This is a genomic window from Paraeggerthella hongkongensis (assembly GCF_003726035.1).
Classification (GTDB): Bacteria; Actinomycetota; Coriobacteriia; order Coriobacteriales; family Eggerthellaceae; genus Paraeggerthella; species Paraeggerthella hongkongensis.
Window position 1 is genome coordinate 59229 of sequence record NZ_QICD01000009.1, and the last position, 13058, is coordinate 72286.

Below are 13058 nucleotides of genomic sequence, written 5' to 3' on the forward strand. Positions count from 1 at the left end.
TCAACAGCATTTTCGCACCGCTGGCCCCGATGCGAGCGACGACGCGCGAGACTGCGGAAACAGCGTTTTTCCTTGCTTCTTTGCGCTCGACGGCTGATCATTCGAGCGTCTCTTCGCTCTCGATGATGCTACGGTACAGGCGCGTGGTCTCGATGGACGGATCGATGCCCAGCTCGTTTACCAAGTAGCGGCGGCATGCGAAGTACGTCTCGAGCGCCGCGCTGCGCTGCCCCGCTCCCATCTGGGCCTCCATGAGCGCCACGTACGCATCCTCCCGCCCGCCGTCGCGCTGCAGAGCAGCCCGGGCGAACCACAACCCCTCGCGCGTTTCGCCCGCTCCCACCAGCCGCGTCGAAGCCGCCACCAAGGCGTCCACCAACTTGTCGCGACACTCGGCCCGCCTGCCCACAAGGGCGTCATTGTTATTCTCGCTAGGAAGGATATCGTCTGAGAACCTATCATTTACCTGCGAAAACAAGTACGCCCATCCCCCGTATCCCGGCTGTTCGAACAACAGCTTGTTGCACACGTCGTCCAATTGAACAACGTCGCTGTCCAGCAGGTCGGCATCGAGGCGCAACCCGCGTTGCTGCCGAATCAGGTATGGGCAGGTGCCATCCGGCGTTTTGAGCGCGCGGCGCAAAAGACTCCAAACCCCGTAGAAATTCTTGCGCGCCGCTTCCAGCGGGCTTTCCGGCCACAGCAGCGAAACCAGTTTGTCGCGCGAGAACTCGCGCCCCCGGTTGAGCACAAGAAGAGCCAGCAACGTTTTGACCTTCTGCCTCCTGAACAGCGCATCGTCGACCCGCTTGCCCCCTATGCGTACGTCCAAGCCGCCGAACAGGTTCACCGTGAGCCTCGGCGTCGCCCCAATGGCCGCAGACGGCGCAGACATGCAAGACTGGCTTCTGAACGCATCAGGATGGGTGGTCGAGAATACGAAGCGACGCTCGGCGCGCTCGCGCTCAATGCGCTCATGCTCCGCACGCTGAGAGAACAGGGCCATCTCGACGCGACGCACGGCTAAAGACGAGCGCGCGTCAAGAGAAGGAACCGACACCGCTCCGCTTTCGCATGCGCGCTCGAGTTCCGCGCCCGCCATTCCATCGAAGAGCCGCAATGCGTTCTGCGCAAGCGTCGAGACCCGCGCTCGCACCACGGCAGCCACCTGGTCGACCGATTCCGAGGGCAACGCCTCGGCCCGCGATCGCCCGGTGCGCGCCTCAAGCTCCGCGCAAGAGAGCACCCAAGCTGCAGCATAGGCCATCATGCGCCCGCGAACGCCGCCTTCGTACCAAGCAAGCCACGCCCTAGCCCCTTCCGTGCACGAGGTCTCAAGCGCATCCTGCACGGCAGCCGCCGCCGCAAGAGACCGCCAGTCCGCATCCGGCAAAAGCCCGCCATCCTCACGTGCGGCTTCGGGAGCAAGGGCCAGCGAAGAGGCAAGGCGAACAGCGCGGCGGCGCTCCCCTTCTTCGGCGCATCGACTCAAGACGAGCGCCGCAGCGGCCCTCAATCCAACCGCGGCGGCAGAAGACCCGCTCACCCGTCGTGCAACGGCGCAGGCGGAGTCGCGATCTCCCAACAAAGCGCGACGCGCGGCTTCGGCGGCGTCGAGGGCGCAGGCCAGACCGGCCTTCTCTGCGCCAAGCGAACGATACACGTCGCACGCGGGGGCCAGGCAGGCCCCGTCGGAAAGCTCGCGGCCCCGGCTTGCCAACCACGCTGCGCGCGCCTTGCGCGATGCCAGCAAGCGAGCCGCGTCGCACGCACGCGCGAACTGCTCGCGTTTCAGCAAAGCGTCCGCAATGTGCGTCGCGAGCGCATCGGCGTCGGGAAACACCGACCTCTTCGCAAGGTCGGGCAACGTCGGCGAAAACGCCTCCGACAACTCGTCCATGGAAAAAGAGGCAGCGTCGAAGCGCTCTTTCCTGCAGTTGATTCCCAGGTAAAGATACTGCTCTGACAAAATCGCAATCGAATCGTCCTCGCAGGAGCCGAACGCCGCAAGGTCGGCAAGCGCACCGCTTTGCAGGCACAGCATCGAAAACAAGGGGAGCATCAAATCGGTAGGAAGCTCCTCCTTCGCAACCGACGCGAGAAACGCCGCGCGATCGCCGGACGTCCCCCACGCAAGCGTCGCGATGCGGCGCGCCGTCGGCATGAGGGCAGCGGGTTCGGCCTCGCGCTCGGCAGCCGTGCGCAAAGCATCAAGCTCGACATCGGTCAACAGCAAGTCCGCAGCCCCCAGCTTGAGGCGATCCCGCTGCCCATGAAAGGCGTCGCGCATGGGCAGGCAGGTGACCAGAACCTCGCAGCCACGGTCAATCAGCGCGTCCATCTCACGAGACAGCAACTCGACGCGCTGAGGGTCCAGCGAGGGCACGTCCTCGACAACGGCCAAGAACGAAGCACGGTCTTCCGAGGAAAGCGTCTTGGCAATGCGCCCGTCATCAAGATCGCGCAAAAAGCACGGGCTTTTCGCGTCGATCCAAAACACGTGCTCGAACCGGAAAACCGTTTCCGCGTACTCCAGCGCTACGAACGATTTACCGAATCCTTCGGGCGCAACGATGAACCGGGGAACATGGCGTTCCCTCAGCAACTTCGCAATGAGGTCGGGGCGCCGATAGTGGCGGGCCGAGACGAATCGCTGCGGACGACGTCCGCGACAAGCGGTCTTGGTCAGAAAATCTGGCATGCGAATCACTCCCATCGTAAGGGAGGGATGCAGCGGTTTGAAAGGGTTTTCACCGTATCACTGCGAAAGGGGCACCGCAAGCCGACATAAGTTCGATCCCGGCACCTTTTCACCGGCAAACCCATATAGGCATACATCATGCCCCCATCCCGCGAAAACCTCGCAGGCGCTCCGGAACGTCCCTTCGCCGTCGGAAAGGCCCCGTTTCGCCCGATCGCAAGCCGTCCGATTCGGAAAGGCCCCGCGCGTCGGCATGGATCCAACGGCAGGCACCTTGCTTGCTGCACGATTCTTTCCCCAATGTTGCGTTTGAGAGGCGCGCAGAGAGACGGCCTTCGATACGACCGTGCGTTTCGCCTGGTCGCGTTCTTTCGCCGCCGACGAGAGAGCCTCGGCATGCGCTCGCGCGCAACATTGGAGAAAGAATCGTGCACATAGGAACGTTGCTCGTGCACGCAGGAACGCGGATACGGCGGTTTGACGGCACCCGCGCAGCCGCAGCCCTCGCCGGCAACGGACCCGTTCCCGCGATTCGCGCAAGGTCGGCTCCCGGCGGCCCCCGCACGGCACCGGCCGGTTCGCGCAACAGGGACCGATCCCTCCTCCACGCCGGATTCGGTCGTATCCTTCAACAGCGAAGGCTCCTTCCACGGTGTACAATGCGACTACTGCATGACCAGTCTCCTCAGGAAGGAACCGCCATGATCCAGCCCGCTTCCCTCTCCGATCTGCCCGCGTTTCTGTGCGGGCACGCGCACGATGCCGCTGCGGCAACGGGCTGCACCGTGGTCATCGCGCCCGAAGGCGGCGTCTGCGGCGTCGATGTGCGCGGAGGCGGACCCGCCACGCGCGAGACCGATCTGCTCAAGCCGGAGAACATGATCCAAGCCGTGCACGCCGTTGTCCTTTCGGGCGGCAGCGCTTTCGGCTTAGCGGCGTCGACCGGCGTGATGGAAGAGCTGGCGGAACGCGGGATCGGCTTTCCCGTCGAAAGCGCGCGGGTGCCGATCGTGTGCGGAGCGTGCCTGTTCGACCTGCTCGTAGGCCAAAACGCGCATCCCGACGCAACCATGGGCCGCGCTGCCGCCCGCGCGGCTTTCGAGCGTAAAGCAACCGAGCCGCTTGAAGAAGGAAACGTCGGCGCCGGATGCGGGGCCACGGTTGGAAAGCTCCTGGGCGGCGATCGGGCCATGAAGGCCGGGCTGGGCATCTGCGGGCTGGGCATGGGAGACGTGGTGGCGGTGGCCATCGTCGCCGTGAACGCACTTGGCAACGTCTGCGAAAGCGACGGCACGTGGATCGCCGGATGCCGAGGAGAAAACGGCCTTGTCATGGATCCGCTCGATGCGCTGGCCGAGCTCGCAAGCCGCATCCAAGACGACGGAAGCCGAGCAATCCCAAGCGAAGGGCCCTGCCCGAACACCACCATCGGGCTGGTTCTCACGAACGCTCGCATAACCAAGGCGCAGGCCACCAAAGTATCGTCCACCGTCCACGACGCGTACGCCCGGACCATCAAGCCCGTCCACACGTCCGGCGACGGCGACACCGTGTTCACGTTCTCCTCGTGCGAAGCGGAGGCCGACTACGACTTGGTGGCCATGCTGGCCACCGAAGCCATGCAGGGCGCCGTCGTGCGCGCCGTGCAAACGGCGCAAAGCGCGCACGGCCTGCCCTGCGCCCGAGACATCGTCGCGCGTTAGGAGCGCGTCGTGAAGGCAGCGAAGTTCGCAAACCGCTCACTGTTCGTCGCGTCGGTCATCGTGACCGGAGCCATAGCGGGAGCGTTCGTGTGGTTTCTCCTCTTCGTCATGAACCTGGGCATCTCTTTTATATGGGAGAAGATGCCCGCGCATTTCGGGCCGTACTTCCCCCTGGCGGCCTGCTTGGTGGGAGGGTTGATCATCGGCCTGTTCACCAAGCGCTTCGGCCCTTACCCGGAAGACCTCAGCGAGGTCATGGCCAAGGTAAAGCAAGACGGCCGCTACGAATACGACAAGCTGGGAACCATGTCCATCGCAGCGCTTCTTCCTCTGTTCTTCGGCGGGTCCATCGGCCCTGAAGCCGGCTTGACCGGGGCGATCGCCGGCATTTGCACCTGGGTAGGCGACCGCATGAAGCGCTTCGGATCCGACTTCAAGCAGCTCACCTCGGTCGGCACCATGGCTGCGCTTTCCGCCATATTCACCGCACCCCTGTTCGGGTTCGCCGCACCGCTTTACGGCGGAGAGCCCGAAGGGTCCGAGCAGACCATCACCCTTCCGAAAACCTCGAAGCTGGTCGTGTACTTTTGCGCGATAGCAGGAGCGTTGGGCGCGCTCATGGGCTTGTCGTCGCTGTTCGGCGGAGGCATGTCGCTTCCGCATTACAGCAACATCCACGTCGGCGCGACGGAAGTGGTCTGGTTCCTGCCGCTTGCCTTGATCGGCGCGGCGGGCGGGTGGCTGTTCTGCGCGTTCGACGGCTGCTTCAAGCGAGCATCGGACAAGATGGGAGACCGCCCGGTGCTGAAAGCGGTCATCGCGGGGCTTGCCCTTGCAACCATGGGCATAGCGCTGCCGTTCACGATGTTCGCCGGCGAAGTGCAAACCGAGCAGCTTAACGAAGTTTGGATGAGCATGGGGGCTGTCACGCTGCTTGCAACAGGATTCGCGAAAGTGGCCATCACGCCCCTGTGCATCCGATTCGGCTGGAGGGGCGGGCATTTCTTTCCCGTCATCTTCGCCGGCGTCTCCATCGGTTACGGCATGGCGGCGCTCACGGGAGCCGACCCCGTGTTCTGCCTGTGCGCCTGCACGGCAGCGCTCGTCGGCGGCGTCATGCGCCAACCGCTTATGACCGTATTGCTGCTGTTCCTGTGCTTCCCGGTGAAAGGCGTCGTGGTGATGATCGCCGCAGCCGCATTAGGAGCAGCTCTCCCCCTTCCGAAGGGACTGCGTACGACTACGAGCTAGGCGCGATGGTAAGCTTGAAGCCCAGCGCACCCAAAACATCGACTATCGTTCCGAACTGAGGATTGCCGTCCTTCGAAAGGGACTTGTACAGGCTCTCACGCCCAACTCCGGCACGCTCCGCTACAGCCGACATGCCTCGAGCGCGGGCCACGTCCCCAAGTGCTATGTTAAAAAACGAAGGATCGTTTTCTTCAAGCGCGGCGCTCAGGTACGCAGCAATCTCCTCATCGGTCCTTAGATAGTCCTCGACGCAAAACTCCTTCGTCCTCATCTCGTTTACCTCTTTCTGCGAAAAGATTTTGCCATGCGTTTTGCCTTGACGATATCCCGAGCTTGCGAACTTTTATCCCCTGCGCACAACAGTACGATAATCGAGCTTCCCGCCCGCGTTCCGTACAAGCGGTAGCCGGGACCATAGGCTATGCGCATCTCGAAAACGTGCTCGCCGACATCCCGCACGTCCCCGAACAAACCTACCTGCATTCTACGGATGCGAATCGTCACCATAGAAGCTGCGGTTCTATCCTTGAGCCTGCGCATCCACCTGTCAAACGACGGCGTTGTTTCTACCGTCCACGAATCGTCTGCCATCTTTGCTCCTTTGTATCTTATAGGATACAACTTGCCGCGTCAAGCACCTTCGCAAAAGCATAGCGAGGCAATCTAGCGCGCAGATGGCGCATATCCAGCGCGGATCCGACCTGATTTGCCACGGATCCAGCAGCTTCCCAGCAAAAATCCAGCACGCTCCTGACGCGAATCCAGCGCGGACCGCGCGAAAGCCCAGAACGTTTCTCACGCGCATCCAGCGCGCATCGAAACAGCCTGGTCAACGAGAAACGGGGCCGAAGCCCCGTTTCTCGTTGCAAACCGTATAGCGTGCGGATGACCGCTACTTGCGCCCGAGCATCTTCGCAATGCGATCGGAATACTCGATCTCGGTCAGACCCGCTTCCTTCGCCAGATCCACCACGGGCGCGTCGTTCCAGAGCGCCTCCAGTCGGTAGTAGTCGCGCGTTTCGGGCTGGAACACGTGCACGACGAAGCTGCCGTAATCGAGCAGCGACCAGGTGCCGTCCTGCGTTCCCTCGCGATGCAGGGGCTTCAGGCGCCCCTGCGTGCGAACAGCCTCTTCGATCTCGTCGACGATAGCCTCGACCTGGCGGTTGTTCGACGCGGTTGCAATCACGAAGTAATCGGTTACGCCGATAAGCTCGCGTACCTCCTGCACCATGATGTCGGTAGCCTTCTTCTCGTCAGCGGCGCGCGCAGCGATGAGCGCGCATTCGCGAGAGGTCACCTCGGGGGTCTCGTTCTTCGTTTCGGTCACGCTATTCCTTTCTTCGGTGTTTCGCCTGCGGCTTCTCGCGCGCGGACAAGGTAATGGTTCCATATTTCGAGCGTTCGCGGATACACCCGCTTACGCCGATCGATAAGATTGAGAAGAACATGCTGGAAAGTAGCCAAAAACAGCTCCTCGAGCGAGACCCGCCCGATCAGCGCGCGCAGCTTTCCCAGCCCATCGTACTTTCTACCGGGCTCGACAGCATCGGCAACGTACACGACCATATCCAAATCGCTCATGCCGATAGCGCCCGTCGTATGCAGCTCGATGGCCCGCACGATATCGCACGGGATGCAAGGATACGCCCGCGAAAGCGCGAGCGCGGCCGTGGGACCGTGCAAAAGCGCCGGAAGGTCCCCGATCGCAGAGGAATCGACGTCGAGTCCCAGCTCTTCAGCCCGTCGGAGAATGCCCTCGTCGTCGAAGCTCTTGTCCCAGTCGTGCAGCAGCCCCGCCAAGCGCGCTTTACGCTCGTCGACGCCGTACAAACGCGCAAGCCGCACGGCGGTGTCGGCCACCCCCAGCGTGTGCTCGTACCGGGAGCGCTTGAGCCTTGCCTTCAAATCCTGCCTGCGCGCTTCGAAAAACGCGTCGGACAGCGCGTCATCCTCGCAAGGAGCAGGCACGCACGATGCATCCCGTTCGCTCATCGCAACGACCCTCCTTCCGTGCCGCCGCATGCGGTACAGCCTTGTACGCGATACAGCGCATGCGCTTGAATATAGTCGAGAACGCCCTGCATGGTCAAATAGCGAATCGACCTTCCCGCCGCAACCCGACCCCTCAAGTCACTCGAGGAGATGGCAAGCGCCGTAACTTCCAGATAGTCGACCGTGAAGCTCCCTCGCTCGGCGATGGCCTCACGATGCGATTCGGACAGCGCGTAGCCCGGCCTTGTAACCGCGATCAAACGAGCCAGATCGGCGATGGCCGCGCTTTCCCGCCATTGCAGGATGTGGTACACCGCATCGGCCCCGGTGATGAAGCACAGCTCCACGTTGGCGGGGTAATGCGCGCGCATCTGGCGCAGCGTGTCCACCGTGTACGTGTCGCCGCCGCGGTCGATCTCGATCGAGCTCACATCGAACGCAGGATTGCTGTCCACGGCAACGCGGCACATCTCAAGACGGTGCGCGGCAGGAGTCACGTTCCTGTCCTTCTTGAACACCGGATTGCCTGCGGGAACGAACACCACGCCGTCCAGCCCGTAAGCCTCGCGCGCCTGCTCGGCGCACGCAAGGTGCCCGATATGGATGGGGTCGAACGTGCCCCCCATGATACCCAGCCGAGCAGGACGCCCGTCTGTGCCCAGCTGGTCGAACCTATCGCAGATGACGGCCACTTACGCGCGCACCTGCCCCGTACCGCGCAGCACGTACTTGTACGACGTGAGCGCCGCAAGCGCGAACGGGCCGCGCGCATGAAGCTTCTGGGTGGAGATGCCGATCTCGGCTCCCAGGCCGAACTGCCCGCCGTCCGTGAACGCCGTGGAAGCGTTCGCGTACACGGCAGCCGCGTCAACGCGATTGAGAAACGCCTCCAGCGCCGCCGCGCCCTCTGCATCGGCGGGGTCGGCGACGATAGCCTCGGAGTGCCGCGTGCCGTACCGGTTCACGTGATCGACGGCCTCGTCGACGCCGCCAACGCATTTCACCGCGATCTCAGGCGCCAGGTATTCGGTAGCCCAATCCTGCTCGACAGCGGCCTGCGCCTCAATGCCATGAGCGCGCGCTACTCGAAGAGCGCACTCGTCCGCATGCAAAACCACGCCCTGGGCGCGCAGGTCGGAAAGCAGGGCGGGCAGCAAAGAATCCGCCGCAGCCTCGTCGATCAGCAGCGTTTCGGCCGCGTTGCACACGCCGTAGCGGCGGCATTTCGCGTTGAGCACGATAGCGCGCGCCATTTCCAAGTCCGCGGTAGCATGCACGTACACATGGCAGTTCCCCGTACCCGTTTCGATAACGGGAACCTTGGAATGCTCGACGCAGTGGTGAATAAGCCCCGCCCCGCCCCGCGGGATAAGCACGTCGATCACCCCGTGAAGCTGCATGAGCTCGTCGGCTGCAGCGCGATCGGTCGAGGCGATCAGCCCGATGCAACCCTGCGGCATGCCGGCGCCCACCGCAGCGTCATGGAGCACGCGCGCGACGGCCTCGTTGGAAGCGGAGGCCAGACTGCCGCCGCGCAACACCGCAGCGTTGCCCGACTTCAGGCAAATGCCGGTCGCGTCAGCCGTCACGTTGGGACGCGCTTCGTACACCACGGCCACCACGCCCAAAGGCACGCTCACGCGCGTAAGCTCGATGCCGTTGTACAGCTGGCGCTCGTCTTGGACGCATCCCAGCGGATCGGGCAGGGCGACCAAATCCTCAAGGGCGCACGCCATCGCATCGACGCGATCCGCATCCAACATGAGGCGGTCAAGCAAGCTCTCCTTGGTTCCGGCCTCGCGCGCCGCGTCCATATCGCGTCCGTTGGCAGCGATAATATCCACCGCATGCTCGCGCAGAGCCCGCGCCATTGCGATGAGCGCCCGATTGCGCTCCCCTGCAGTGGTCTGCCCCAGCGCCGCGCTTGCGGCCCGAGCAGACTCAGCAACGCGACGTACCTCGTCGCGCACGGTTTCGTCGATCATATCGTTGCCTCCTTGTCCCGCCTTGCCCATAGCCGAACCGGCCTACTCGAACACCACAAGCTCGTCACGGTGAACAAGCGGGCGTTCCGCCAAGCTTGCCAACAGGCGATTCGCCTGCAACTGCGAGCGTGTGCGTCCTATGGCAAGCGCGGTCTCATCACTTGAAAACGCCGCTTTGCCCCGTGCGAACAGATGCCCCGCACCGTCTTTGATGTCAACGATGTCGCCTGGATCGAAGCGACCTTCCACCGCGCGCACCCCCACCGACAAAAGCGAGCTGCCCTTGCTCGTGAGCGCCGCCTTGGCGCCGTCGTCCACCACCAGCGACCCGCGCGCGGAATCTCCGAGCGCGATCCACAGCTTCTTCGGGGTTATCTCGTGCGGCTTTTCAGCCGCGACGAACCGCGTCCCCACGTCTTCGCCGGCAGCCACGTCGACGATGACGTTCTCGCGACGGCCATGGCAAATGACCATGGGAATGCCCGCAACCATGAGCACGCGCGCCGCTTTGATCTTGGTGATCATGCCGCCCGACCCCACCGTGGTGCCCGCGCCGCCCGCCACGGCCATGACCTCCGGTCCGATAGCCTCGACGCACGAGATAAGGCGCGCGTCGGGATGGTGATGCGGGTTCGCGTCGTACAAGCCCTCGATATCGGACAAGATGATCATGAGGTCCGCGTCGATGAGACACGCCGTCAAAGCGGCGAGCGTGTCGTTGTCGCCGAAGCGAATCTGCTCAACCGAGATCGTGTCGTTCTCGTTCACGATGGGCACGACACCCAAGTCGAGCAAGCGCAGCAACGTGTCGCGCGCATGCAGGTACGCGTTTCGATCCGCCGTGTCGCGACGCGTGAGCAGCACGGTCGACGTCGTGATGCCATGAGGCGCGAACGCCTCGGCGTAGGCTGTCGAAAGCGCGCTCTGCCCCACCGAAGCCGCAGCCTGCAAGCTGGGCATGTCCGAAGGCCGCTTGGCAATGCCGAGCGCCTCCAAACCGCACGCGATAGCGGCCGACGTCACGATGACGGGCTGCCAGCCGACGCTCTTCGCATGGGTTATCTGATCGGCCAGCTTCTGCAGGTACGCATAGTCGATCGAGCTCTCCGAAGTGGTGAGCGTCGACGACCCTATTTTGATAACCAGGCGCTTCCCCTGCATCGGCTGCGCCGCATCGACCACACGGTCTGCTTTCATTACAGATCAAGCTCCTTGTACAAATCCTCCGCCGTGCGAGCCGACTCAAATTCGAACGCGCGCCCCACAATGCGGATCTCGTCGCCGTCTACCGCGCCTGCGCGCTCGAGCGCCTGCTCCACGCCAAGACGCTTCAAGCGATGCTGCAGGAAGAGAATGGCCTCCTCGTTCTCCCAGTCGGTCTGCACCACCATGCGCTCAACCTGCGGCCCCTCGATGCGGAACACGCCGCCGCCCAACGGAAACACCTTGAAGCGCTTGTCGCGCGCCTCGCGCTTGAGCTCCCACACGTGCTCGTACTGCACGTCCTGCTCGGCATGCGCGCGAGCAGCCTCGCGCAGCTCGTGCACCTTCGTGGCGATGGCGGCCTTCAGGCCGTCGACGCCTTCGCCCGTCAGCGCGCTGATGCAGTACAGCTTCGGATCGATGGAGCTCTGCCCGAACTCGTCGCCGTCGGCCGCAGCAAGGGAGTCCTCGCGCACGCGCTCGGCCAGCAGCTCGCACGCCTCCTCCACGCCGGGCACGTCGATCTTGTTGGCCACCACGATGCGCGGGCGATTCGCCAGTTCGTCAGCGTACAGCGCAAGCTCGCGGTTGATGATCTCGTAGTCTTCAAGCGGATCGCGGCCCTCCCAATCGCCCGTCAAGTCCACCACGTGCACGATGAGCGCCGTGCGCTCGATGTGACGCAGGAACTCATGGCCGAGGCCCTTGCCCTCGTGAGCGCCCTCGATCAGGCCGGGGATGTCGGCCACGACGAAGCTCAGATCGCCCGAGCGCGCCACACCGAGGTTCGGAACCAGCGTGGTGAACGGGTAATCGGCAATCTTGGGACGCGCGGCGCTCATCTTGGCGATGAGCGACGACTTGCCCGCCGACGGCATGCCCACCAGCGCGGCGTCGGCCATGAGCTTCATCTCGAGCTCGATCCAACCCTCCTGGGCGGGCTCTCCCAATTCGGCGAAGGCTGGAGCGCGCCTTCTGGACGTGACGAAGTGGATGTTGCCGCGGCCGCCCATGCCGCCTTCGGCCACGGTCACGCGCTCGCCATCATGCGTCAGGTCGGCTATGAGCTCGCCGGTTTCCTTCTCGTCTTCGAAGTACTCGCGCACCACGGTGCCGACGGGCACCTTCAGAACCAAGTCCTCGCCCGTGGCTCCGTGCATGCGGCTGCCTTTGCCGTGCGTTCCGCGCTCGGCCTTGAAATGGTGCTTGAAACGGTATTCGATGAGGGACGACAAGCTGGCGTCGGCCTCGACCACCACGTTGCCGCCATGACCTCCGTCGCCGCCGTCGGGCCCGCCTTTGGGGACATGGGCCTCTCGGCGAAACGACATGCAGCCTGCTCCGCCGTTGCCGCCTGTTACGTGAATGCGCACTTTATCGATAAACACGGAAGCGTTCCTTCGTATTCGTTCCGCATCTCGCATCGGGGAGCTGCGGTTTGATGGTATCCAACCTTACGGATTGTATATGAAAAAGTGCCCCCTGACGAACAGGGGGCACCGCTCAACATAAGAACGTTATGCTGTCGTTGTCAGCAGACCCTTACGCCTCGGGGCGCACATGGATCTTGCGCTTGACGCCACGCGTGAATTCGAGCGTGCCGTCGCACAGTGCGAACAAGGTGTCGTCCTTGCCGCGGCCGACGTTCTCGCCCGGATGAAAATGCGTGCCGCGCTGACGAACGATGATGTTGCCCGTCTTGACAGTCTGACCAGCGAACATCTTCACGCCCAGTCGCTGCGCACGGGAGTCGCGGCCGTTACGGGTAGACCCGAGACCTTTCTTGTGAGCCATGGTGTTCCCTCCTTGCGCTTACTCGGCGTCGTCCGACGCAGGCTTCTCGGCGGCCTTCTTGGCAGCCGGCTTCTTCTCAGCGGTCTTCTTAGCAGAGCCAACCGACTCGATCTCGACGCGCGTGAGCTGCTGGCGATGACCGCGCAGCTTCTTGTAGTTCTTGCGCTTCTTGAACTTGAAGACCAGCTGCTTCTCGCCCTTGAACTGCTCGAGAACGATAGCGGTGACCTTCGTAGCGGCTGCCTTCGCAGGATCAGCTTCTACCTTCTTGCCATCGACGACGCAGATGGCCTCGAGTTCGACCTTTGCGCCGACCTCGGCGTCAAGCTTTTCGATGTTCAGCTTGTCGCCAGGGGCAACCTTGTACTGCTTGCCGCCCGTTTTTACGATTGCGTACATGAGTGTCTCCTTGATATAAATAAACGC

Annotated in this window: 13 protein-coding genes; 2 read left to right on the forward strand and 11 right to left on the reverse strand. The window is 63.3% G+C overall.

Annotated features, from left to right (window positions below; translation table 11 throughout):
- Window positions 1–97: 97 nt before the first annotated feature.
- A complete protein-coding gene (locus DMP08_RS06265; RefSeq protein WP_123192092.1) occupies window positions 98–2701 on the reverse strand; it encodes an AfsR/SARP family transcriptional regulator in 2604 nt (867 codons plus the stop codon).
- A 701-nt stretch (window positions 2702–3402) separates the two neighbouring features.
- Here DMP08_RS06265 and DMP08_RS06270 point away from each other — a divergent pair.
- Both DMP08_RS06270 and DMP08_RS06275 read left to right on the forward strand, forming a co-directional pair.
- Window positions 3403–4404 (forward strand): P1 family peptidase, encoded by a 1002-nt coding sequence (locus DMP08_RS06270; protein WP_123192093.1) that lies wholly within the window; start codon window positions 3403–3405, stop codon window positions 4402–4404.
- A gap of 9 nt (window positions 4405–4413) precedes the next feature.
- The gene (locus DMP08_RS06275; RefSeq protein WP_123192094.1) at window positions 4414–5655 is read left to right on the forward strand and encodes a chloride channel protein; all 1242 of its coding nucleotides are present in this window, start codon (window positions 4414–4416) and stop codon (window positions 5653–5655) included.
- Here DMP08_RS06275 and DMP08_RS06280 read toward each other — a convergent pair.
- The 10 genes from DMP08_RS06280 to rplU all read right to left on the reverse strand — a co-directional run bounded on the left by DMP08_RS06280 (window position 5645) and on the right by rplU (window position 13031).
- Window positions 5645–5926 (reverse strand): addiction module antidote protein, encoded by a 282-nt coding sequence (locus tag DMP08_RS06280; RefSeq protein ID WP_123192095.1) that lies wholly within the window; start codon window positions 5924–5926, stop codon window positions 5645–5647. The genes DMP08_RS06275 and DMP08_RS06280 overlap by 11 nt on opposite strands.
- A 5-nt stretch (window positions 5927–5931) precedes the next feature.
- Complete coding sequence (locus tag DMP08_RS06285) at window positions 5932–6246, reverse strand: type II toxin-antitoxin system RelE/ParE family toxin (protein ID WP_123192096.1); 315 nt, start codon at window positions 6244–6246, stop codon at window positions 5932–5934.
- 301 nt (window positions 6247–6547) lie between these two features.
- Window positions 6548–6985: a ribosome silencing factor gene (gene rsfS, locus DMP08_RS06290; protein ID WP_244596838.1), complete on the reverse strand. Its 438-nt coding sequence runs from the start codon at window positions 6983–6985 to the stop codon at window positions 6548–6550.
- Window positions 6982–7650, reverse strand: coding sequence for a bis(5'-nucleosyl)-tetraphosphatase (symmetrical) YqeK (gene yqeK, locus DMP08_RS06295; RefSeq protein WP_123192098.1), 669 nt, complete (start codon window positions 7648–7650; stop codon window positions 6982–6984). The genes rsfS and yqeK overlap by 4 nt, the downstream gene beginning before the upstream one ends.
- The gene (gene nadD / locus DMP08_RS06300; protein ID WP_123192099.1) at window positions 7647–8342 is read right to left on the reverse strand and encodes a nicotinate-nucleotide adenylyltransferase; all 696 of its coding nucleotides are present in this window, start codon (window positions 8340–8342) and stop codon (window positions 7647–7649) included. The genes yqeK and nadD overlap by 4 nt, the downstream gene beginning before the upstream one ends.
- Complete coding sequence (locus tag DMP08_RS06305; RefSeq protein ID WP_123192100.1) at window positions 8343–9635, reverse strand: glutamate-5-semialdehyde dehydrogenase; 1293 nt, start codon at window positions 9633–9635, stop codon at window positions 8343–8345.
- Window positions 9636–9677: 42 nt separating this feature from the next.
- Window positions 9678–10832, reverse strand: a complete 1155-nt coding sequence (gene proB, locus DMP08_RS06310) for a glutamate 5-kinase (protein ID WP_244596839.1) — start codon at window positions 10830–10832, stop codon at window positions 9678–9680.
- Window positions 10832–12226: a GTPase ObgE gene (obgE, locus tag DMP08_RS06315; RefSeq protein WP_123192101.1), complete on the reverse strand. Its 1395-nt coding sequence runs from the start codon at window positions 12224–12226 to the stop codon at window positions 10832–10834. The genes proB and obgE overlap by 1 nt, the downstream gene beginning before the upstream one ends.
- Before the next feature lie 154 nt (window positions 12227–12380).
- Window positions 12381–12632, reverse strand: coding sequence for a 50S ribosomal protein L27 (rpmA, locus tag DMP08_RS06320; RefSeq protein WP_123192102.1), 252 nt, complete (start codon window positions 12630–12632; stop codon window positions 12381–12383).
- 18 nt (window positions 12633–12650) lie between these two features.
- Entirely contained in the window at window positions 12651–13031 is a 381-nt protein-coding gene (gene rplU, locus DMP08_RS06325; protein WP_123192103.1) for a 50S ribosomal protein L21, read from the reverse strand.
- Window positions 13032–13058: the final 27 nt, after the last annotated feature.